This window comes from Chryseobacterium sp. WLY505, from assembly GCF_030846215.1.
Taxonomy (GTDB): domain Bacteria; phylum Bacteroidota; class Bacteroidia; order Flavobacteriales; family Weeksellaceae; genus Chryseobacterium.
The window spans coordinates 188,050-211,539 of sequence record NZ_JAVCWI010000004.1 but is presented as its reverse complement, the minus strand read 5'-3'; the positions used below and the strand labels follow the sequence as shown (position 1 = coordinate 211,539).

23 protein-coding genes and 1 riboswitch are annotated in these 23,490 nt (G+C 35.6%); of the genes, 14 read left to right on the top strand and 9 right to left on the bottom strand.

Features of this window, described 5'->3' with window-relative positions:
* The first annotated feature begins 24 nt into the window (after positions 1-24).
* From RAH34_RS11270 to RAH34_RS11260, 3 genes are all read left to right on the top strand, one after another.
* On the top strand, positions 25-672 hold the full coding sequence (locus tag RAH34_RS11270; protein ID WP_114822536.1) for a DUF1349 domain-containing protein: 648 nt from the start codon (positions 25-27) through the stop codon (positions 670-672).
* 747 nt (positions 673-1,419) lie between these two features.
* Positions 1,420-4,410: a HAMP domain-containing sensor histidine kinase gene (locus RAH34_RS11265; protein ID WP_306596214.1), complete on the top strand. Its 2,991-nt coding sequence runs from the start codon at positions 1,420-1,422 to the stop codon at positions 4,408-4,410.
* Positions 4,411-4,415: 5 nt separating this feature from the next.
* The gene (locus RAH34_RS11260) at positions 4,416-5,027 is read left to right on the top strand and encodes a response regulator transcription factor (protein WP_114822538.1); all 612 of its coding nucleotides are present in this window, start codon (positions 4,416-4,418) and stop codon (positions 5,025-5,027) included.
* A 132-nt stretch (positions 5,028-5,159) separates the two neighbouring features.
* On the opposite strand, the gene RAH34_RS11255 is transcribed toward RAH34_RS11260, so the two are convergent.
* Positions 5,160-6,005, bottom strand: a complete 846-nt coding sequence (locus RAH34_RS11255; RefSeq protein ID WP_114822539.1) for a hypothetical protein — start codon at positions 6,003-6,005, stop codon at positions 5,160-5,162.
* 272 nt (positions 6,006-6,277) lie between these two features.
* Between RAH34_RS11255 and RAH34_RS11250 the strand changes: the two genes are divergently transcribed.
* The 6 genes from RAH34_RS11250 (at position 6,278) to RAH34_RS11225 (ending at position 11,004) form a co-directional block, all read left to right on the top strand.
* A complete protein-coding gene (locus tag RAH34_RS11250) occupies positions 6,278-7,234 on the top strand; it encodes an AraC family transcriptional regulator (protein WP_114822540.1) in 957 nt (318 codons plus the stop codon).
* 116 nt (positions 7,235-7,350) lie between these two features.
* Positions 7,351-8,553 (top strand): MFS transporter, encoded by a 1,203-nt coding sequence (locus RAH34_RS11245; RefSeq protein WP_306596213.1) that lies wholly within the window; start codon positions 7,351-7,353, stop codon positions 8,551-8,553.
* 196 nt (positions 8,554-8,749) lie between these two features.
* Positions 8,750-9,163 (top strand): hypothetical protein, encoded by a 414-nt coding sequence (locus tag RAH34_RS11240; RefSeq protein ID WP_114822542.1) that lies wholly within the window; start codon positions 8,750-8,752, stop codon positions 9,161-9,163.
* A gap of 140 nt (positions 9,164-9,303) precedes the next feature.
* Positions 9,304-9,903, top strand: a complete 600-nt coding sequence (locus tag RAH34_RS11235; RefSeq protein ID WP_306596212.1) for a Crp/Fnr family transcriptional regulator — start codon at positions 9,304-9,306, stop codon at positions 9,901-9,903.
* Positions 9,904-9,968: 65 nt separating this feature from the next.
* Positions 9,969-10,589 (top strand): hypothetical protein, encoded by a 621-nt coding sequence (locus RAH34_RS11230; protein ID WP_306596211.1) that lies wholly within the window; start codon positions 9,969-9,971, stop codon positions 10,587-10,589.
* Between the two features lie 13 nt (positions 10,590-10,602).
* The gene (locus tag RAH34_RS11225) at positions 10,603-11,004 is read left to right on the top strand and encodes a DoxX family protein (protein ID WP_306596210.1); all 402 of its coding nucleotides are present in this window, start codon (positions 10,603-10,605) and stop codon (positions 11,002-11,004) included.
* A gap of 175 nt (positions 11,005-11,179) precedes the next feature.
* On the opposite strand, the gene RAH34_RS11220 is transcribed toward RAH34_RS11225, so the two are convergent.
* A complete protein-coding gene (locus RAH34_RS11220; RefSeq protein ID WP_306596209.1) occupies positions 11,180-11,827 on the bottom strand; it encodes a DUF1062 domain-containing protein in 648 nt (215 codons plus the stop codon).
* Between the two features lie 495 nt (positions 11,828-12,322).
* Here RAH34_RS11220 and RAH34_RS11215 point away from each other — a divergent pair, with 495 nt between their 5' ends.
* Together RAH34_RS11215 and RAH34_RS11210 are read left to right on the top strand one after the other, a co-directional pair.
* Positions 12,323-13,738 carry an aldehyde dehydrogenase family protein gene (locus RAH34_RS11215; RefSeq protein WP_306596207.1) on the top strand — a complete coding sequence of 472 codons (1,416 nt, stop codon included), beginning with the start codon at positions 12,323-12,325 and terminating at the stop codon, positions 13,736-13,738.
* Positions 13,739-13,852: 114 nt separating this feature from the next.
* Positions 13,853-14,650, top strand: a complete 798-nt coding sequence (locus RAH34_RS11210; protein WP_306596206.1) for an AraC family transcriptional regulator — start codon at positions 13,853-13,855, stop codon at positions 14,648-14,650.
* A 1-nt stretch (position 14,651) separates the two neighbouring features.
* On the opposite strand, the gene RAH34_RS11205 is transcribed toward RAH34_RS11210, so the two are convergent.
* Positions 14,652-15,362, bottom strand: a complete 711-nt coding sequence (locus tag RAH34_RS11205) for a hypothetical protein (RefSeq protein ID WP_306596205.1) — start codon at positions 15,360-15,362, stop codon at positions 14,652-14,654.
* Between the two features lie 208 nt (positions 15,363-15,570).
* Positions 15,571-17,874: a 5-methyltetrahydropteroyltriglutamate--homocysteine S-methyltransferase gene (metE, locus tag RAH34_RS11200; protein ID WP_306596204.1), complete on the bottom strand. Its 2,304-nt coding sequence runs from the start codon at positions 17,872-17,874 to the stop codon at positions 15,571-15,573.
* Positions 17,875-18,052: 178 nt separating this feature from the next.
* A riboswitch (cobalamin riboswitch) is annotated at positions 18,053-18,239 on the bottom strand.
* 195 nt (positions 18,240-18,434) lie between these two features.
* Between metE and RAH34_RS11195 the strand changes: the two genes are divergently transcribed.
* Positions 18,435-18,896, top strand: coding sequence for an Lrp/AsnC family transcriptional regulator (locus RAH34_RS11195; RefSeq protein WP_079241360.1), 462 nt, complete (start codon positions 18,435-18,437; stop codon positions 18,894-18,896).
* A gap of 84 nt (positions 18,897-18,980) precedes the next feature.
* Here the strand turns inward: RAH34_RS11195 and RAH34_RS11190 are convergent, their stop codons facing one another.
* The 3 genes from RAH34_RS11190 to RAH34_RS11180 form a co-directional block, all read right to left on the bottom strand.
* Positions 18,981-19,523, bottom strand: coding sequence for a hypothetical protein (locus RAH34_RS11190; protein ID WP_306596203.1), 543 nt, complete (start codon positions 19,521-19,523; stop codon positions 18,981-18,983).
* Between the two features lie 71 nt (positions 19,524-19,594).
* A complete protein-coding gene (locus RAH34_RS11185) occupies positions 19,595-19,963 on the bottom strand; it encodes a VOC family protein (protein ID WP_306596202.1) in 369 nt (122 codons plus the stop codon).
* 7 nt (positions 19,964-19,970) lie between these two features.
* Positions 19,971-20,831 carry an alpha/beta fold hydrolase gene (locus RAH34_RS11180; protein ID WP_306596201.1) on the bottom strand — a complete coding sequence of 287 codons (861 nt, stop codon included), beginning with the start codon at positions 20,829-20,831 and terminating at the stop codon, positions 19,971-19,973.
* 271 nt (positions 20,832-21,102) lie between these two features.
* Between RAH34_RS11180 and RAH34_RS11175 the strand changes: the two genes are divergently transcribed.
* Positions 21,103-21,246, top strand: a complete 144-nt coding sequence (locus tag RAH34_RS11175; RefSeq protein WP_002980068.1) for a hypothetical protein — start codon at positions 21,103-21,105, stop codon at positions 21,244-21,246.
* Positions 21,247-21,272: 26 nt separating this feature from the next.
* On the top strand, positions 21,273-21,419 hold the full coding sequence (locus tag RAH34_RS11170) for a hypothetical protein (protein ID WP_165835290.1): 147 nt from the start codon (positions 21,273-21,275) through the stop codon (positions 21,417-21,419).
* A 116-nt stretch (positions 21,420-21,535) separates the two neighbouring features.
* Here RAH34_RS11170 and gwsS read toward each other — a convergent pair whose 3' ends face one another.
* Both gwsS and RAH34_RS11160 read right to left on the bottom strand, forming a co-directional pair.
* A complete protein-coding gene (gene gwsS, locus RAH34_RS11165; RefSeq protein WP_306596199.1) occupies positions 21,536-22,624 on the bottom strand; it encodes a grasp-with-spasm system SPASM domain peptide maturase in 1,089 nt (362 codons plus the stop codon).
* Positions 22,625-22,787: 163 nt separating this feature from the next.
* The gene (locus tag RAH34_RS11160; RefSeq protein ID WP_306596198.1) at positions 22,788-23,429 is read right to left on the bottom strand and encodes a hypothetical protein; all 642 of its coding nucleotides are present in this window, start codon (positions 23,427-23,429) and stop codon (positions 22,788-22,790) included.
* Positions 23,430-23,490: the final 61 nt, after the last annotated feature.

Below are 23,490 nucleotides of genomic sequence, written 5' to 3'. Positions count from 1 at the left end.
CCTTAGAAATTATCCCCAAAGAGAATGAAGAAACTGATTATCGGCCTATGCACCTTATTCCTGATTCAAAAGTTTTCCGCTCAGAGCCTTGAAAAAATGAACTGGTTTAATGAACCTGAAAAATGGGAAATCAAAAACAACAGCCTTTCTATGTTTGTAACACCCCGAAGCGATTACTGGAGGATTTCCCATTATGGATTCACGGTAGATGATGCTCCTTTCTATTATGCTACTTATGGCGGTGAGTTTGAGGCAAAAGTAAAAATAACCGGCAGTTATAAGGCAAGGTTTGACCAGATGGGACTTATGCTGAGAATAGATCAGGAACATTATATCAAAGCCGGAGTAGAATTTGTAGATGGCAAATACAATCTCAGCACGGTGGTCACTCACCATAAAAGCGACTGGAGCGTCATTACGTTAGAAAAAACGCCTCCTGCCCTATGGATAAAAGCGGTGAGAAGATTGGATGCTGTTGAGATATTTTATTCTTTTGATGATAAAAATTATATCATGATGCGGAATGCACCTCTTCAGGATAACATTCCTGTAATGGTTGGGTTAATGGCAGCCTGTCCGGACGGAGAAGGGTTCAATGCAGTTTTTGAAAACTTCAGGGTAAAACATCTGCCGGATCAGCGCAGACTGAAGTGGCTTGAAACCCATCAATAACGATTGAATTACACTTCAATATACAGTCAATTTTATTCACCTCCCATCATTTCCGGGAGGTTTTTTGATTAAAAAGGGGTTCCGGGAGTTTGACATAAAAAAAGAGACTGTTTACTTTTTGATACAGTCTCTTTTGTTTTGAGATAAAAACCGTTTGTGTTCTTAGAATCATTATTTTAACAATAAAGCTTCTATACTTTTGTTGTGAGAATATTTTTGCAAAAATATGAATATCCATAAGGCCTGACAAAGTTATCATGTAGAATAAACCGTCTTTTTTTTGTCAAACTTTTACTACAAAACTAAGAATTGGACAAAACTTCAACTATTAATTAAAAAACTAAAAAAATTATTCAGACTCAATAGTATTTCTCATTTATAAAATTTTAATACAAACCACAAATCCATTGCAATACGGACATCTACAAATAAGAATTTAAAATGAATACAATATAAATTTATCACTTATTGTTGAAATATAATAATGCAGTAAAGAAAATTGAATGATTTATAGCCTGCAATACATGATAAAACTTATAGAAAACAAAATACCCAATACTAATTTTTCTCCATAATTTCACTATTTTTACACGATCAAAAAATATAAAACACAAAAGACCTGAAAACTTCAATGATAAAAATTTATTTTCAATCGTTCCTGCCCTTTAAAAAAACTTTGACTTGTACAAATACTATTATTAACCGTCTATTGCAATAGCAGCAGATATAGATCAGTTTTGCACATATATGAGAGTTTGGGCATTAATTTTTGCTTGCATCTATCTAAACATTTCCGGGCAGCATTATACGTCTACGTGGTACAACATAGACAATGGGCTTCCACAAAGCAGTGCAAAGGCCATTGTTAAAGACAAATATGGCTTCATCTGGATTTCTACGGAAAACGGACTGGTACGGTATGACGGAAGTTCTTTTATTACCTTTAATAATTTCAGGGTAAATAATCTGCATTTTGGTGAATTCATAGGAGATCCGTGCCTTGACAGTATTACCGTTCTTAATAATTTCCAGGAAAGTAAAATCATTATCAGAAACAGGTTTCCCAAACTGGCCAGCCTTACTGCCGGTGACAAAATGACCTATTCCAATGGTACAGATATTCTGCATCGTATTGCCAATAATATCATTACATCGGATTTCTATAATGACACCCAGTATTTTATTCAGCTTAAAAATTCTGTTTATCATTTTACAGAAAAGAATGCCATCATTTACAAGGAAGGAAAAAAGGAAATAAAAATTACTCTCCCTTTTACCCATAAAGATCTGAACTATATTTTTGTTCTGAATAATCACCTGTTCATCAATGATCTGAAAAAAAGAAAAACCTACTCTATTTACAGGGGACATCTTTCTGTTTCAGATCAACCTACACTTTTTAATCATCCCGACACTAAAATTTATTGGCAGCAGATTACCAATCAGACTTTTATTATCAACCATGACAATATTTATCTTTTAGAAGGAAATGAAAAGGATCTCCGTTTGAAATTTCTTGTAAACTTCGAAGAAATAGGGAATCACTCTTATTGTTCTATGTACTACGATGAGAGTTTCAACAAATTGTATCTGGGAACTCTCAATAATGGATTGAATGTGCTGCAGCTTTCCAATTTCTATATTGCAAGGAAAGAAGCTGATTTTTCCAGTAATGTCTATTTCGCGTCCCTTCCTTTCAGTCAAAATACAATTATTGCTGAGGACGGAACAGAGTTCGGAAGAAAGGGTATCGTGAAAAACCATCTTTTTGGAAACAATGACAATTATCTGATGATGTATGACAATTCCGGAAATATTCTGATCAGAAAGCGGAACCGTATTATCAGGTTTTATAAAAATTCAGGATATAAAAAGAAGGATTCCATTTTTATTAAAAAGGGGCTTGAAACGTTTATGAAAAGCGGAAACCTTTATGGAACAACCTTTACAGACCTTTCTGGAACACAGCTTCATCTGTACAGGAAAGATATATTTAAGCAACCGGATTTCACCTATACTTTTAAAAGCTTTGTCAATGTTTTTTATCAATACAACGACAGTGAAATTCTGACAGGAAACAGCGACGGACTTTATTCTATAACACTTGGAAGCAATACCATCACTCCCATAGTGAAAAATATTCATGTCAAAAGTATTATCAAAACGAAGGATCATCTGATATGGATTACAACAGAGAAAAACGGCTTCTATCTTTTCAGAAATCATAAGCTTATCAAGATGCCGAATGACATGAACGGTTATCTTCAGTCGGCCCATTATATTCTTGAAGATCAAAAAGGGTATTATTGGATTTCTTCAAATAACGGGATGTTTAAGGTTGCAAAAAAGCAATTGCTGCAGTATGCAGAAAACAAAAATACTCCGGTTTTTTATTATCGCTTCACCAAAAAAGAAGGTTTTCTCACTAATGAATTTAATGGAAGTTCAGAACCTAATGCCTACGCTCTTGAGAATGGAGATTTTGTATTTCCTTCAATGGACGGTTTTGTGTTTTTCAATCCTGAGAATATTCAGACTTATTATCCTGGAAGAAGTAAAATTTACATTGAACGGGTAAAAATCGGAAATTCTGAACCTCAGTATTTTCATCAGATTCTTGATTTGAAAAACGACTACAAAACGGCAGATGTCTTTATCGATATTCCTTATTTTTCCAATCCTGAAAATCTTTATATTGAAGCAAAAATATCAGGAAAAGAAAATACTGAATGGGAAAAGATTGCCACAGGAAAAGAATTAAAATATACCATCAGTAATCTTTCTCCCGGAGATTACACCCTGAGTGTAAGGGTATTGATTTCTGCTGACGGAAGATATGAAGAAAAGGCAATACGTTTTAAAATTCAGCCTCTTTTTTATCAGACATTGCTTTTCAGAGTGTCTGCGTCCGTTATTATTCTTATTCTCATCATCATTATCGTTCAGTTAACCACCAATTTTCTAAGGATAAAAAATAAGGCTTTAAAACAAATTGTTCATAACAAAAACTCTGAACTGAAGGAAACCTCTCTTCATCTGGAGGTCGTAAAAAACAACCTGCAGAAAGAAACAGAATATCAGAAAAAACTGGTGGAAACCATCAGCCATGATATTACCACTCCCATCAGATTTATTGCTATGCTGTCCCAGAAACTTCATGAGTCTGATGATGTGGAGCTTCAGAAAAAATATTTTGACAGTATTTATAAATCTTCTGAGCAGCTGTATCAGTTTACCCTGAATCTGAAAGAGTATACTGAACTTTATAAGGCTGAAAATATTTTTGAAGAAAAAGAATATCCCATCAACAGAATTCTGGAAATCAAGAATAAATTATTCTGTGAAATTGCAAAAGAAAAAGGGACTACCATTACCAATCTTACAGAGGGCCTCATTTATTCTAAAGTAAATGAAAGTATTTTAACAGCCATTATTCATAATATTCTTGATAATGCGGTGAAAAATACTTTTGAAGGAAATATAACCCTTACTGTTACAGAAAATCCACAACAATCCACCATACTCATTACTGATACAGGAACAGGAATGTCTGAAGAACAGATTTCTGTTTATATGAACCTGTTCAGAAATCCTAAACTGGAAACCCCCAGTTTTAAAGGAAAAGGCTTGGGTCTGCATATGGTTATCCATCTGGTAAAAAAGATCAATGCTGAAATGAACTTCAGACAAAACCATCCTAAGGGAACTGTTGTGGAAATAACACTCAAAAAAAACTAATCTTTATGAATGAAAGAATTTTAATCGCTGATGATCATTATGTGGTAAGGGCAGGAACCTCTCTGGTTCTTGAAACTGCTTATCCGGGACTGAATATAGATTTTGCGGAAAATTATGACCAGGTAAAAAAGAAGCTTGGAGATCAGCGGTATGACCTTATTATTTTAGATATTGACATGCCGGGAACTCAATATAAGAAAATGGTCCCGGAGCTTAAAGATATACAGAATGATCTTAAAATCCTCATATTCTCAGGATATGACAAAGATGTTGCCATTCAATACATCAGAGAAGGTGCTGAAGGCTATCTGAATAAACAAAGCAGTGAAGAAGAAATTAAAAATGCAGTGAAAACAGTCATTGAAAAAGGTTATTTTTATCCTGCAGAGCTGATTGGACTTATTATTCAGAACAAAAGAAATAATCCGGTAGAAAAATTATCATCCAGGGAATATGAAATTTTCAAACTTCTGGCAGATGGGAACGGAAATCTGGAAATTGCCAACAGACTCAATATTCAGATGTCTACCGTAAGCACTTATAAAAAAAGGATTTTTCAAAAGCTTAGTGTCGGAAATATTGCAGAACTGATCAAAGTTTATGAAATGATGCATTAAGAAAACGGGGCCGGAATTTAATAGTATTCCAGCCCCAGAAAAAACACAAATCTTAGATTTTTAAACAGCTAACCCATTGATTTTGTATATTTTTATTAAATCATTGTATTTTTAGAATCTTCAGGCGATTAATTAATAAAGCCTTTGTACGGAGAGAAACAACTCTCTTGTATTATCTGAAGTATTGGAATCTGTAGTTGTAGCATCACTGCTTCCCGTTGTAGATTTATTATCTACGCGGAATGCATAATACACTCTGTACCATCTTGGCTCCGGTTCTTGTACTGTAATATCGAATGTTACGGTTTCATTATGGGTCTGAGTAAGATAAACACCATCATCAAACTGCCGGTAAGCTCCTGGTGACAATTTAATATTTCCGTTGTCGGAGTCACCGGTATGGGTCGACATTTCTGAAACCCAGATTTTCACATCAGAAGTTCCTACATTATAGAGTCTGGGATTAAAAGTGGTAGCCGCTCCGGTTCCAGCTGAACTGCTGTTAAATTGTGCATCAAGTCTTAGGAAACCTCCCAAAACCGGAAGGTCAGTAAGATAAGTACTGGCTAATGTGGCGGCACCTGAAGTACCTGCAGGAATGCTCCCATGATAATAGATTAAATCTCCAATGGTAATATCATCATCCTGTCCCCCAAAAGCAAATTTCCAGGTGGTCCCGTTAAACATATAATAACCGGCTTTATCTACTTTTGCTGTTTTTACAGAAGGTGCTGTTACAGCCTGGGTTACATAGACCAAAGCTCCGGTCTGGGCTGCCAGATAGACATTATCTTTAGCTCTTAACTGATCTCCAGTCATTCTGGGAGCCATCACTCCATCAGCCGCAGTAGCCACATCGGGCTTTCCTTCTACATGTAATGTTACTTTAGGAGAATCTGTATTGATCCCTACTTGGGAAAATGCAGCTATTGAAAAACACATCATTATGCTGGCAAGAGGTAATTTTATTTTTTTCATTTTAGTATATTTGTTTAAAAATTATTTGATTTATTTAAGAATTGAATAAATCGTTTAGGGTTAATTGACAGATCATCAATCAGCCTATGTTGAGCTAGCTGGTGCAAAGTTATGTGCATTGATCAATCAAACTCAGCCATAATCAATGAAAAACCGGAAACGGCTCAACAAAACACAAACAACTAATAATCAGAATGTTAACCAAGTCATTTTTTGAAAATTGACTGTTATGGAAATATATTGAAATGATTTAAAATTACCTCTTACCACAAATGACCACTGAAAAAGACATAAAAATTGAACAGTACAAAAGACAGCTCGTTTATTATTATAATATTCTGATGTCTGTCATCCTTGCTGTATTTGGTTTGATATACACCTTTATCATTCCTGATAAAATAATGGCATGGTATCTTTTTGGGGGACTTTTTTTAATGGTCTATACATATCTGATTGTACGCAAAACCTACTCGGTGAATGTCATGGTGCATTCTTACATCATTATTGCGACACTTTATAATTTTTATATTATGCTGGCTTTCTGGAACAACTCTATAGCGAGTTTTGTCTGGCTTATCCCCATTCCCCTGGCAGCCTATGTTTTCTTTGAAAGAAAATATGTCTTTATTTACAGTATGTTTGTTTTGTTGAATATTATTGCAGGATACCTTATTTCCAAAACCTTCAGCTTTAAATTCCCGATACACAGACCTGAAGATGTGAGAATTACCGATACGATCCTTATGATTTCCAACGTTGCTGTAATATCACTCCTGCTCTATTTTAAGGATAAAATAAAACGTGTTGAAATTTACCATGAATTTGAGGAAAAGAATTCAAACACAGTAATTCAGCCGGTTTCCGTAGCAGAGAAAGCACCATTTGCAGACGAATTGTTTGAAAAAATTGAATCGGTGATGAGAGATAAACAACTGTATAAAGATGTTAATTTTAATATTTCAAAACTTTCTACAGAAATGGATATTAACAGCAGTTATATCTCTAAATCAATTCGTGCAAAAGGATATCCCAACTTCAATAATTACCTGAATATGCACAGAATTGAGTGTGTAAAAAGGTTACTTCATGAAAATGATATTGAAAAAGTAACTCTTATGTATATCTATACTGAGGCTGGTTTCTCTAATCAGTCTACCTTCAACAGGGTTTTCAAGCAGATGGAGAATATTACTCCTTCAGAATATATCAACAGTCTGCAGCTTCATTGATTTGTTTCACCAATCAAAATCATTGAGATAATGATTTTTAAATCCGGAAAATAATCAGGAAATTTACAAGACTTAATTTTTCTGTCAAACACTGCATTGTAATTGCAAAAAAAATCATGAATTCATCTGAAAAAGCACTTCAGGGAAGCTCACGTTTCCGATATATAAAACTTTGTATTTTCTTTTCGGGACTCTCGGTTTTTGCACAGCTTTATCTTTTCCAGCCGATGCTCCCAATGGCTGCAGAACAGTTCGGAGTGTCTGTAGGTGATACTTCCCTGCTGGTATCATCATCCACAATAGGTATGGCAATGGGATTACTGTTTTTCGCTTTTAAAGCGGACAGCTATTCCAGAAAAAATCTCATGGTTTTTTCGCTGATTTCATCTGCTGTACTTACTATTATTTCTACCTGGATCCCGAGTTTAAGCCTCCTGATTGCTATCGGAGTACTGAAAGGATTCGTGGTTTCAGGTGTCTCAGCAGTTGCCCTTGCCTATCTTACCGAGGAAGTGGATGCTCTCGCAGTACCAGCAGCCATCAGTATGTATCTCAGCGGAAATACAATCGGAGGAATGAGCGGAAGGATAATGGCGACTCTATTTGCGGGAGAATTCGGATGGCGCAATGCTGTTCTTCTGATCGGCGTAGAAAGTTTTATACTCGGTGCTGTATTCTGGAAGCTGTTTCCGGAATCAAAATTTTTCAATCCTCAGAAAACAGATTATCATCTTAAGGTAAAACAGATGAAGTTCTTTCTTACCAATCCTTACATGCTCCGTTTATATTGTACCGCAGCATTATTAATGGGTGTTTTCGTGAGCGTTTATAATTACCTGACATTCAGACTGGAAGCCAAACCATTTGCATTAAGCCACTTTATCATTGCCTTTATCTTTCTGATGTATATTTTTGGCGTTTTCGGAACGATGATCGTAGGCCGCCTTTCAAGGAGGTTTCCCATGAATAATATTCTTAAAGCATCCATCCTGTCTATGATTATCGGAGCTGCTTTACTGCTGTCTGAAAACATTTATATCCTTATTTTTGGACTCGGGCTTTTCACCCTTTCATTCTTCGCTGCCCATACTATGGCCAGCCAGATGACCGCACTGTATGCCAAACGAGGAAAATCTTCGGCTACTTCTATTTACTGGCTTTTTTATTATTTTGGTTCAAGTATTCTGGGAAGTGGTACCGGTTATCTGCTTCATGCCTATTCATGGAATATTTTTATAGGAGTTCTTATCATATCCGTTATCATAGCTCTGCTTCTTACCACTTTTAATACCAATCCAAAAGTGGCAATAAAAAACTAATACCACATAGATACCACATCCAGTATTTCATGATTATGTGACAATTCACGTACAGTGTACTATTTTAACGTATTATTAATTTTTTATATCAAAAATTTAACCTAAAATCATTCAAAACAAGATTTAACAATGCAATGTCGGGCATACTATTTGCTATTTTACTAAAGACAATATCACCATTTAAAATCAAAATATTATGAACGTAGCAGATCTAAAAATCAAGAACTTGGTTGAGTATAAAAATCAGATTTATACCATTACTGAGATCTTTCAAAATGTCGAACAGGCTTATTTTGTTAAAATTGAAAATGATATTCAAAGTATTTCAGTTCCGGCAGCCTCCATCAAACCTATTAAGATCACTGAAGAATGGCTTGAAAAGCTTGGATTCTTAAGAACGTACAGTTCCGAGCAGAGTATCCGGTATGAAAGACCGGAATCTTTCATAAAATATGACATAGACCTGAGTTCCAGAAAAATACTGGAAGGATTAAAGATATACGGGAACGCCATAAAGTGTAAATACATCCATGAGTTTCAGAATATTTTCTCAAGCTTATTCGGAAAGGAAACTGTTTTACATTATGGTTATTTGAAAACAGAATCGTAGTTAAATAGTTCTTAGTTGAGGAAGACCACAATTTAGCCCGTAAATTGTGGTCTTCTTATGTATCATTGTGTCATTTCAACAGGAATAATTTAATATTTCTGTAAATTTGTATCTGTACGCTATACGCACACAATCCCGCAATGAATACAGATACAATACTTTCGCAACTCATAGAGCACTTTAAGGAAATCGTCTTTTTAGAAGAAAAAGATATTGACTGTATTACTTCCAGATTAGAAATCATACAACTTAAAAAGAAAGATTATCTGCTTCGCGAAGGACAGGTTTCCAGACACATGCGCTTCATTGCACAGGGAAGTCTGTATGCCTATCATATTGATGAAAAAGGAAAAGAAAATACCACTCAGCTGGGCATTGAAAACTGGTGGGTGAATGATCTTTACAGCTATCTGAGTGAATTACCTTCGAGAATGTTTATTCAGGCCAATGAAGATACCACCATCATCCAGATCAGTAAAAATAATCTGGAATCATTGTACAAAGAAGTTCCGGCTGTCTCAGAATTCTGGCGTCTGAAAATGCAGTCTGCCTATGTTACTTTACAGGAAAGAACCTTTGAACATTCCCGTGTTGATGCCTACACCAAATACCGCACATTTGTTACTACCTACCGAAATATTGAACAGCGCTTTCCTCAATATATGATTGCTTCCTACCTTGGAATAACGGTAGAATATCTAAGCTATCTGAGAAAAAAACACCTGTCTGACGTTTCTTAAGATTTCTTAAGTTTATTCCGTTCCGGCCTGAATAATTTTGCTCACAGAAATTTAATGAGTGAAATATGAAGGCAAAAATTATCGCTATAACAGCTCTTGCATCAGCTTCCCTGAACCTGAATGCACAGAAACTTTCCTATACCCCGGATCTTGTTTTAGGACACCGCTCCTATACTTATATGCACAATATCAATTATCAGCTGAATGAACAGTTGAAATTGAATAATCTTACCCTATTTGATACAGAGTATACCAGGGACAAGGAAAATATATTCTTCATCAGAAATACTCTCTCGTATAATCTTACCAAAAGACTGAGTGCCAATGCTGCATTGGGAATGAAAAACCCGGGAGCATTTTTCAGTGCTTATCTGCAGTATAAAATTATCCAACCCTCTTATTCTCTCTCCTATTCTATAGGAACTACGTATCAGAAAGGATTTTCCCTGGAACAGTCCATCTCATTTGAATATACACCGTATCTGACAGAAAATTTCAAAGGATATTTCAGTGTACTCGCTATTGGGAATATTGATGACAGCGGATATCCCAGAGGGCTGCAGTTTGTCAGACTGGGAATAAGACACGATAAAATGATGTACGGACTGGCTTCCAATTTCGACCAGTTTAACAACGCAAAAAAGACCCTGGAAAATATCGGGGCATTTGTAAAATATAACTTTTAAATAATTATAAGAAATGAAAAAGAACATTGATTTAGGACTACTTATCACCAGAATAGCAATTGCATTTCCCATGTCGGTGTATGGAATCAGTAAACTAATCCATGGAGTTGGGTTCATTGAAGATATGATGACCATGCACGGTCTGCCATCATTTTTTGCATACGGTGTGTTTGCCGGAGAAATTATAGCTCCTGTCCTGCTGATCATAGGATTCCGGGCTCGTCTGGCAGGGTTGATCTTTGCTGCCAATTGTTTCACGGCTACTATTCTGGCACAAACAGCCAATATTTTCAAACTTAATGAATTCGGAGGCTGGGCTTTGGAACTTCTTGTAATTTATATGCTTGTAAGTTTAAGCTTTTTCTTTACCGGAGCAGGAAAATATGCAGTTTCTACCCAAAATAAATGGGATTAATCCCAATGAGATACCACCAGATCTATTATGAACTCAATATCAGAAGGATCAGAAACGTCTCATATGACTAAATGACATGCGGATAGCCAACTTTGTACAAACAAATTAATTTTTTTAAAAACCAAAGTGAGTATCAATAAAAAGCCTCCCGCTTAATAACCGGAAGGCTTTTTAATTATTGATCATCTGCTGTATTGAGAAAAAAATCTTCTTTTCCCATAAGGTATGTATTAATCAATGCATGCCTGTTGATCTCGATACGATCGCCGTTGGTAATTTTATATTTCTTCTGCAAAGGTTTTTGATTAAAATAAACCGTACCTGAATCAAGCAGGAAGTTCAATTTAGAGGATGAAAGGCCTAAACAGGTTCTGAGTACCGTTGAAACTCTCCTATTAAAATTAAAAAGAGACTGTATTTGAAAAGAAACTATCTCGCTGTCCATATTGATAAGATCTTCTACTGGAAGGTTGGGATATAGAATTTCATATTCCACACTTTCCCAGTCGGCCTCTACATTATTTTTTCTTATTATCTCCTGTGAAAAAGCATATTGCCAGGCCATTTCCGTATTGTTTTCTGACAATTTGTTGAATACTTCTTTACTGATGGATTCTGTTCTGATTCTTGAAAACACCGTCATATTATAGGTGTTGTTGCATTTTACACATCGGTAAATCAGCCATATATCAATATTCTTTTTCTGAGCATTCAGTCTGAATTTATCACTGCATTGAAATCTGTCGCTGCTACATTGATTGCATTTCTTTTTGAGTAAGGGAGTATTTTTCGCTTTTACCTCCCAGATATGTTGGGTGTTCATTACTTATAATCGTGCTTAAAATTCTTTGTTGGATTTTTTCCATAGTATTCACGCATTACAAGGGATCATATGCATCCGGATTATAGCTCAAAGATTATTTCTTAAGCCCATACCTTACTGTGTATTTCAGTTTTGATTAATACTCAAAGCTAAAACAGCAGATAAAATCACCCTTTACAGGTAATACGATAAATAATATGATGAAATAAAAACCTGTTCGGGCAGAATTACCCAAACGAAAGAACGATCAGCCTGTGGTTACGGAGACTGATACTAAGCGAAAATAAGTTTAAGAGTGGTTCTCAAAACGAGTTATTTACTTGGTTATGATAAAAGTAGTTAATTTTATTGAAGAACAAAACATTTTCATATATAAATTCAAAAAGTAAAAATTCAAAGCTTTTAAAATGAACCATACAACAAAGAAAAATTGAACTATACAACAAACCTCTCCTTTCCTTTTCTGCCGAACTTTGTGGTATTAAAATCATCAAAATGAGACAGATTAATAAAATTTACATCAACGGCGAATTTGTTACGCCAAAAGGAACAGAAACTTTTGATCTTATCAGTCCTGTTACCAATCAAAAAACAGGAGAAGTAATTCTGGGAAATGAAGAAGATACCCGAATGGCTATCGCAGCAGCAAAAAAAGCTTTTAAAACATTTTCAAAAACAACTAAAGAAGAGAGAATAAGCCTTCTTAAAAAACTGCATGCAGCGGTAAGTAAAAGAGAAGATGAGCTGGTTCTGGCTATGGTGAATGAATATGGCGGAACATTACAGTTCTGCAGAATGAGTGTTCAAAATGCAATTTCTGCCTTTACAACCACCATCAATACCTTAGAATCTTATGATTTTGAAAGAACAGTAGGACATTCTAAAGTACGTTTTGAATCTTTAGGTGTCGTTGGGATTATCACTCCATGGAATGCCAGCAACAGCTTCATCTGTAATAAACTGGCCACTGCCATTGCTGCCGGATGTACAGCCGTCATCAAACCCAGTGAAATGAGTGCAGTACAAACCCAAATGCTTACAGAATGTTTTCATGAAGCAGGCCTACCGGAAGGAGTTTTCAATATTGTCAACGGGTTAGGAAATGTGGTAGGAAATGAAATTACACAGCATCCTGATATCGCAAAAATCTCTTTCACAGGATCTACATTAACGGGAAAAGCAATTGCCAAAGGAGCGGTAGATACCATGAAAAGAGTAACCTTAGAACTTGGCGGAAAGTCTCCTAATATTATTCTTGAAGATGCTGATCTTGATAAAGCGGTTCCTATGGCTGTTTTCGGAGCTTATATGAACAACGGACAGGCATGCATTGCTCCTACCCGGCTTCTTGTTCCGAAAAACAGGCTGGAGGAAGTAAATGAACTTGCTAAAAAAGCTGCAGGACAGGTAAAAGTAGGAAAACCTAACGAAGAAGACACTCTTGTAGGCCCGATGGTAAGTGCCAAACAGTTTGAAAGAGTACAAAATTATATCCGTCTGGGACAGGAAGAAGGAGCAGTTCTGCTTGCAGGAGGTGAAGGTAAACCGGAAGGCCTTGAAAACGGTAATTTTGTAAAAGCGACCATCTTTACTAATGTTCGTAATGATATGCGTATTGCTCAGGAGGAAATTTTCGGACCTGTACTGTCTATTATTCCTTATACCAATGAAGAGGAAGCCATTGCCATTGCCAATGATACCACCTATGGTCTGGCGGCTTATATCAGCTCTGCCAGTCAGGAACATGCCGAGCGTGTAGCCGCACAGATTGATGCCGGAAGAATCTGTATTAATGGGTTTGCCCATGATCCTTATGCTCCTTTCGGTGGTTTCAAGCAAAGCGGTATCGGGCGTGAGTTTGGTGTATTCGGATTGGAAGCTTACCTGGAACCCAAAGCAATTCTTGTTTAATCTGATATTCTTCACAGCAAAATATTCTTATGATTGTTTTGCTGTGAAGATTCTATCATCCTAAAAAGTTTTGTAAGTTTGAATAAGAATCTATCAAAAATACCTGCCTGAGCTATGAGCGAAAATAATATTCCTTTTCCCATCAATTATTCCTGCCATTTTTCAGAATTCAGGGAAGGAGAACAGTTTGCGCGGATTCACAGTCTGGGGCTTGTTCTTTCCGGAGAAATGGAACTGAATGACGGGATCACAAAAACAATTTTTAAAGAAGGAGAACTCTATTCTGCGAGAAAAAACAGTTTATTGAAATTCGCCAAATATCCTCCTAAAAATGGAGAAATCAGAACGATATCCATCTATTTTGATGATGCCATGCTTCATGATTTCAGCCGCGAGTATGGATATCAGGCCGAAAAGAAAGACAATGTTCCTGCCTATATAAAACCTGAGCAAAAGGCATTACATTCTTTTATGTATTCATTATTGCCTTATGAAGACCTTCCTGCTTCTGAGGAAATTCTTCGGCTTAAACAAAAAGAAGCCCTCCTCTTGCTGTTGAATTATGATCCGGGTCTTAAGGATATTTTATTTGACTTTTCTGAACCATATAAAATTGACATTGAATCTTTTATGAATAAAAACTTTCATTTCAATGTCAATGTAGAGCGTTTTGCTTACTTAACGGGGAGAAGTCTGTCTGCGTTCAAAAGAGATTTTCAAAAGATATTCGGAGTCCCTCCGAGACAATGGCTGCAGCTTCGAAGATTAAAGGAAGCCCATTTTCTGCTTACTCAAAAAGGAAGATCCGTTTCTGATATTTATCTGGATCTTGGATTTGAAAATCTATCCCATTTCTCGTTTGCGTTTAAAAAACAGTTTGGCTATCCGCCAAGCGCATTACAGGCAAAATAACTTAGACTTCCTCTAAAAAGAAATACCTAAAGGCAAGAATCACCAGAATAACGACTGCTATTGTAATGATTTTCACTTTCATATCGCTCTTAAGATTTTCCGGAGCGTAACGCAGTGTTTTTTCATCAAGATAAAAGTCTTTATATACTTCAGGATTGATTTTCAGATCCGGGCGAAACACATGTATACCTTTCAAAAAATGCCCGATAAGATCATAACGGTTTTTAAGTGGAATCACATCCAGATTGATCAGTTTCTTTTGAGGGTTTCTGTTTTCATCTTTTTCATGAACATACAGATTCTTTCTGAAATCGCTATACTTTCCGGAAGCTCTGGATTCTGAAAATATATCTTTTGTATAGGGATTGTCACTCTTTACCAAATCATAGTATTTGATTACTGACAGCACTTCATCATTCCTGTTGAGAAACAGAATTCCCTGATGATTGATGAGCAGACCACTGATTTTTTCATCCTGATTCCTCATCATTTCATACACCAGCCAACCCGCCAGTGAACCTGCAATAAGAAACAGTAATAAAAAGATCATATCAGAAGCGATGTCTGTAGAAGGATCGGATAAAGCATCAATAAAAAACCTCAGTAAAACAACAGCAACGGCAGCAAAAAGAATGACAATACTCCACCTTACTCCTGCAATGTATTGAGGATTATAGGTTTCCGATCTCATTTCAGGAAATGCTTCTTTCATGGTTTTAATGTATAGTATATTAGTTTGCTCAGCTTTTAACATCAATTTAAAAGATCATATGTCAAAATTTGCCGAGCTGCAAAAATAGAATATAAAAATGAATAGAATATTATAGGATATCCATTATTTTAACCTTTAAAAATAACAGATCGTGCTATGAAAATCATAACACGATCTGAATTATTGAATCTAATTATTTTAAATTTTTCTAAACAGCATATTCTACTGAAGCTTCTTTAGCAGCGGCAACCATTGCGATTAAAGCTTTTTCAGTTTCTTCCCAATGTCTTGTCTTCAGCCCGCAATCAGGATTTACCCAAAGTTGATTGGCTGGAATGACATTCTGAGCCTTTCTCAGCAGCTCAATCATTTCTTCTTTTGACGGAACTCTTGGTGAGTGAATATCGTATACTCCAGGACCAATTTCATTCGGATATTTAAAATCTGCAAAAGCATTCAGCAGTTCCATCTGAGAACGTGAGCATTCTATGGTAATGACGTCAGCATCCATATCGGCAATGTTTTCAATAATATCATTGAATTCCGAATAACACATATGCGTGTGGATTTGGGTAGCATCTTCTACTCCACTTGCTGAAATTCTGAACGCTTCCACAGCCCATTTCAGATAATTCTGCCAGTCTGTTTTTCTTAATGGAAGTCCTTCTCTGATCGCAGGTTCATCAATCTGAATAATCCTGATCCCTGCTTTTTCCAGATCCACCACTTCGTCACGGATTGCCAAAGCAATCTGCTTACACGTTTCTGAACGAGGCTGATCATCACGTACAAAAGACCACTGTAAAATGGTAACCGGACCTGTCAACATACCTTTTACCCATTTTTCAGTCTGGGATTGTGCATATTCAGACCAATATACGGTCATCGGAGTCGGGCGGGAAACATCACCAAAGATCACAGGAGGTTTCACACAACGGCTTCCGTAGCTTTGTACCCAACCGTTTTTAGTGAATACAAATCCTTCCAGCTGTTCTCCGAAGTATTCCACCATGTCGTTACGCTCAAATTCTCCATGAACCAATACATCGATTCCGATGTCTTCCTGCCAGCGGATTGTTCTCTGCGTTTCCTGTTTCAATAAGGTATCATATTGTTCTGCAGTAAGCTCTCCTTTTTTGAATTTTGCTCTCCAGCTTCTTACTTCTGTGGTTTGCGGGAATGATCCGATAGTGGTGGTTGGAAATAATGGAAGCTGCAATACTTCCTGCTGTTCTTCTTTACGGATTTTGAAGGTATTTATTCTCTGAGCGTCTTTTTCAGTAACGGCATTCGCTCTTTGTTTTACCTGATCATTATGGATAAGAGAAGAAGTTTTTCTGCTTTCAATGGCTTTTTTATTTTCTTCGAATGCTTCAAGAATTTGTTCATTTTCCGTTCCGGAAGCCAGTTCTTTAAGTGTTACGACTTCTGTCACTTTTTGTTTTGCAAAAGCCAGCCAGTTTTTAATTTCAGGATTAAGATTGGTTTCAAAATCAAGGTCACAAGGTGAATGAAGCAATGAACATGATGGTGCAATGAAGATCCTTTCAGATCCTAATTTCTCAACAGCTTTTCTGATGAAAGACAATGATTTTTCATAATCATTTTTCCAGATATTTCTACCGTCAATTACGCCTAATGAAAGACTTAAGCTTTCCGGAATAATATTCAGAATATCATCCAGCTGTTCAGGATTTCTCACCAGATCAACATGTAATGTATTCACCGGAAGGGAAACTGCAAGTGATGCATTGTCTTTTAATCCGTCAAAATACGTAGCTACAATAAATTTCAGTTTCGGGAAACGTTTTCTGATTTCGGCATACACAGAAAGATAAGTTTCTTTGGCTTTTTCTGTTAAATCCAACGCCAGAAAAGGTTCATCAAACTGAATCCATTCTGCACCCTGATCCTGAAGTTTGGTTAAAATCTCTATATAAACAGGAAGAAGATTTCCAGCCAGATCCAATTTATCGAAGCCTTCTTCTTTTTCTTTTCCTAATAACAGATAAGAAACCAGTCCGATAATTACAGGTTTTGCATTGATTCCCGCTTGTTTTGCTCCTGCAAATTCATTGAAAATCTTATCTGAGCTCAGTTTAAACTGTTGATTTTTATAAAATTCCGGAACGATATAATGATAGTTGGTGTCGAACCATTTGGTCATTTCCATGGCAGTGATATCCAATCCGTCTTTCTGATAGCCTCTTGCCATCGCAAAATAAAGATCCAACTCAGTATTGTTCTTTTTAAGCACTACTTCATGATAACGTGTTGGAATTGCTCCTACAACAAGGCTCATATCCAATACCTGATCATAGTATGAAAAATCATTACATGGGATAAGGTCTATGCCTGCTTCTTTCTGGATATTCCAGTTTTGGTTACAGATAGTTCTTCCTGTATTCAGAAGTTCTTCCAAAAGGATTTTACCTGACCAATACTGCTCGCAGGCTTTTTTGAGTTCTCTTTTGCTACCAATACGCGGATAGCCAAGAATGTGAGTTTGCATTTTTTTAAACTTTTTAATTCAACTTATCGGGAAAGTTCTTTAAAAGGCTTCGTAATGTTTTATCGGAAGAAGTTTCAGGAAAGTCATGACATAGCAGACAGCGTAATTTCCTTTACAAAAGAAAATACCCGAATCCGATATATCATCTGTATGACCTCAAAGCTTCAGACCGCGAAAGCATTGTCAATTCAGTAAAGGCAGGTCTCCTGACTTGTAACAGTTTCCGTCATCCTTCCCGCTTTTGGCAGTGGATCTGCAAGGACAGAAACCTTTGGTGTGTTACTTACAGTTGCGCGACAGCTCGTGATTTGCACACGATTCCCTATTAATCTACCTTAAGTAAAACCTTTCCTGTTTGATGAAGTATCTGTAAAGAACTGTACTTTTACCTTTAACCATGGTCATCAGTAAAAGTTTTTAATTTTGTGTAAAATTAGCAATACAGAATAAAACTACAATCAATATTAAATAATTAAGCAAATTAAACTTTTAAAAATTAAAATTAAAGTATATAATTCTGTACATTTGACTGTTTTAATCATTTAAAAGAATAATATTCTGTGGAACAACTCGATGATAAGGATTTACAGCTGCTCAGGCTGCTCCAGAAAAATGCTAAACTGACCGTTAAGGAACTTGCAAAAGAAGTAAACCTTTCTACCTCCCCTGTTTTTGAAAGGGTAAAAAGACTGGAACAGGATGGTTTTGTTAAAAGATATGCAGCGGTTCTTGATGCTGAAAAACTGAACCGCGGATTTACGGTTTTCTGCCAGATCAAACTCAAAATTCATGACAGATCTGTAGGTTATGATTTTGTAAAAGAGATTTTAGAAATTGAAGAAGTTGCCGAATGCTACAATATTTCCGGAGATTTTGATTTCCTTCTGAAAGTTCAGGTAAGAGATATGAAGCATTATCAGGATTTTGTATTCAATAAGCTGGGATCGGTAGATTCCATAGGGAGTACCCACAGTACGTTTGTGATGGCTGAGGTAAAGAATAACCATGGGCTGACGATATAGCTTTCGCTTTACGTTAATCTGCTTCAGATATAAAAACATCCGTCGATAATGACGGATGTTATTACTATTTTAATTTTCCAGTATTTAATTGGCTGCCCGATCAACAAGCGTTGGTGTTAAACCTAATGATTTCAACCTGTTTTTACTGTCAAAAAACAATGTTGCATAATGTTTTCCTTTTTTAAAAGTCAGTTTTGATCCACCTGGGAATTCACTGTCAGCTCCTAATTTTTGTGTTTTAGCATTGTATTGAGTGAACCTGGTTTTACTATCCTGTAATGTACTTTTATTCAGGACAAGGCCAAAAGGAAGCCCTTCCACTACTAAAGATGTATTGTCTGAAGTTTCGAAAAACATCTCATTGACAGCGTTATTTTTCCCAAGACCACAATAAAGCTCCAGCCCTGTTTTCATGGTCCATTTTGCATATTTTTCTTCATTGGCATCTTCATAAAAAACGGTTTTTACATTTAGTGCTTTTGATATTTTATCAGGTGTCTGTGGAAATATAAATTCTGAATTTTTGTCCAGTAAAGAGTTCAAAGCTGCTGTTTTCTGTGAAAATACAGTCACACTTAATACCAGAAAAAAGAGGGTTACAATGAAATTGAATGGTTTCGTCTGCATGAGAATGTTTTAAAATTTTAATGGTTTGATGGTTAAAGTTATTAAAATTTTCTGCATTATTCTGTCTTTTATTATTTTCTTTCCTGTACATTGAACACAGTACCTGCAGGATCAGTAATCCAGTGCATGTTGTCAGGAAGTTCTTCAATCTCGTCACAGGTTTCCACACCGTTTGACCGTAAGTATTCTGTGGCCGCTTCTACATCCGGAACCGTGAGCTGCAGCCAGGTTTCGGAATGGGTATAATTGTCGACACAATCCAGCCAAATAATATTATTTCCGAATTTTACCTCGTGAGTTCTGGAAACCGTAGGATTATTAATGGGTCTTTCCTCCACTTCTAATTTCAAAATTTCTCTGTAGAAAGCAACTGTTTTTTCATATTTATTTTTGGGAATTTTTATAGCGATATTAATTCCTGCTTCAAATTTTGGATTCATCCTCAAGCTATTTTAAAAAATTATTCAGGTAGTTCAGAATCATTGCCGTCTGCATCATCAGACTCACGTGGGTTTGCCCCGGAGCAATAGCTAACTGAGATTTGGGCATTTCTCCCATGTCCGCAAAAACATCACCTCCCAATAGTTTATAGGTTTTTGAGAGTTCTGTTTTGTCCAGTCCATCATTATCACCAGCTATGATTAAAACCGGTACCGGAATTTTAGAAATATTAGTATCGCCAAGATCAAAAGGCTGTCCGGCAGACACCATCATCTGCTCCAGAAATGGTGTCCATTTTGTTTTATCTGGTGCAACAGCATTATAGGCAGTATGCATAGGACTGTTTTTAAAGAGGTCGGGTTTCATTCCTTCCAGGGCCTTATTGACTTCAGGCAGCCAGCCGTTAGTTTTATATGTTGACGAAATAATAACCAATTTGTTCAGCCTTTCCGGACTTTGTATCGCTAATTGATAGGCCACCTCCCCACCAAAGCTGTATCCTGCAACATCAGCTTTATCAATTTTCAGATAATCCATTACCTTTGTAACATCACTGGCCAAAGTGGCGTGTGATAATTTCCTTTCCGAAAAGGGAGTATGCCCATGTCCCTGTAATTCAATTGCTATTACCTTTCTGTTTTTAGACAATTCCGGGATCAGCTCACCCCAATTGAGATCAATCGTCATGAACGCACCATGTAACAGCACAACAGGCTTTCCTTTACCATAGACTTCATAATACACTTTAATTCCGTTGGCAGGCGCATAGCCACTTTCAGAGGGTTTTGTTTTTTGTCCATATACCTTCGATGCTGTCAGAAAAACCGTTAGGACCAATAATGCAGAGAATTTGAATAAACTTTTCATAATATTATAGATTTGGTGAATTAAACTCTTAATCAAAATTACCAAGTCAATCTGAAAACGGACTTGTCACAGGACAAGATTTTATTGAAACAGGAAACTCTTTCAATACTGGTTTTAAAACCAGTCTCAGCAAATCATTTTACTTAATTCTATGAAATAAACATAAAATACACTGCAATTAAACAATTTAAAAATAAATATTTTTACAATAATTCTACAATAGTTGATAAAATTTGATTAATTTCGAATTGAACTAAACGTAAAAATTATTATGAAAAATTTAAAGAAAATCGAAAGACAGGAATTGAAAACAATTAAGGGTGGAATTGACTGCAGAGGTGGTCAGCTATGTTTAATCGGTGGTAAGTGGCAATGTATGCCTTACGACGGATGTGGTGGTGGAAACCAGCCTTAACTTACGTTTAATGCAATTACTTGACTATGAAAAATTCTAAAAAAATTTCAAGAGATCAGTTGAAAAGTATTAATGGCGGAGCAGTAAGCTGTTCCGAAGCATGCTGTCCACCTCCGGGAATTAAAAGATGTCCGTGGGTGATCTGTATAGCACCATGTGAGATTTTAAGTTAAAAAGACTTTATTCTCAACAATAAACCCTGTGATTTTGAATTGCAGGGCTTTTTATGTTCCTAAATATATAATTTAAATAGAAAAAAATATAAATATCCATTTCGAAAACAGATAATTTATTTACTTACAAAATTTCGCATCCTATAATGCTCAATTGCCTTTTGTTTGAGGGGATTTGTACTCCATTCTTCCCATTCACCAGTATAAGGATTATAACCACATTTCAAAGGTTTGGATATATCGAGACCTTCTTTGTCTACACTTGTTTGTTCGGTGTAAGCTCTGCAATCAGTGCAGATGTAACGAAATTCACAGTCTTTGCAGACGTCAATACTATCTTTGGTTAAGTTCCAATATTTTTTGAATTGAGAATGATTTAAAGCATTTTCTAATGTTGTATCCTTGATGTTTCCGAAACTTTGAGGCATGGAGGGGCAATTTTTAATGTTGCCCTTTTCATCTATTGATATTTTTTTATTAAGACAAGTGTTATGCTGTTTGGCTTCGAGATAAAAGTTACGATTAAGATTGATATTTTTTAAATCAATCAATCCACAACTTAAAGGGATGGTAATTTTATTTTTAATGATACTCAAATGAACATGGTCTAAAGTTTGAAAATCCTGTTCATCCGATGAATGCAATATAAAATGGAGGAATTTATTTGAAATGCTATAGTAATTCTCTTTGATAAATGTAACCAATTGCAAGTCATAATTTGCCACAAGAGACACTTCATTAATACTAGAATCATTAAGCAAACTCAATTTCCTAATTACTTTTATTGTATCGTTTAATTCCAGTTCTGAAAATCTGATTTGTAGATATTTAATTCTCAAATCACAAATTTGTTGTAACAGCACATCATCTAGGACATCTGAATTGTTGATATCCAAAATTAAATAATCAACAAAAGAAGGGGGTTCTTTAAATTCTGATGTATTCTGAAAAGTTGATAATTCTTTTTTTGTATTCAGAATAACTCCTAATTTATTGTCTATAATAAAATTAAGATACTCCTCTAAAGCCTCTAAGCTATCGTTATCCAATTGTTTTTTTAATACGGCATAGTTTTGATATTCATTTGATAGTAAGTCAAAAAAGGCAATCGGAATGAGTTGCAAAAACCTAGTACTAGCATCCAAAATAATAGCATTTTTAGCTCCTCTGGTTATTTTAACCGAGTCAAATAACTTTAAAAACATACTTAGTACAAAAGGGAATAATGTTTTTGTGAACGGAAAATTTTAGTTTTTCCACTTTTTTTGTCTTTATTTTTAGAATATTTAACCTGAGACACACTGTTGCTTTTCTTCCATTCCTGTAGAGAGAATTCAATTCCCTTAAGACATAGTTCTTTTTCTTCTTTCATAATAAATCTGCAATATGCTTTTCTATTTGATAGTTTCCATAATGGCTAACTTGGTGAAACTGTCCTAATGGATTCACTTCTAAAAAATAATAATCATCATGAGACTTTAGCAAGTCAACTGTTCCACACTTAAAGTCCAGGTTCTTTGCTAATTTTAAAATTTTTCTTATAAGTTCTGATGGAAGTGCAATAGGTAGATATCTCTTGTCCTTCTCCCTTATGTTCCTAATATCAACATTATCAGAAAAATCAAATGTAGCAATTGCCCATATCTGCTTTTCAAAAAAGAATGCTCTTATTTCATAAAAACAATCAATCTTTCTTTGGATTAATGAAGGTATAATACTTTCTTTTTTGTCATGAATATTACTTAAGTCTACTTCATGTGTATAATTCAGATACAAGTCATTTTCAACAATAATAGGCTTCATTTCAGAGACTGCCTTTGTAATATAAGGGTGTGTCATGTTAATCTGCTCCAAGTCATCTAATCTAGATAAAATATAAGTATCAGGGACTTTTAAGCCTAGAGATTTTGCCAAAAACAAAACTTCTAACTTATTAACTTCTTTGGTAAAGAGATTTCCAAAGACACGAACCCGATTTACTTTGAAATAATAGTAAATAAACTCCCCCATTTCTATAGAATACTGATTTAAAATCTTCTAATTTATACTCAATTTCTTCAATAGAAATTTT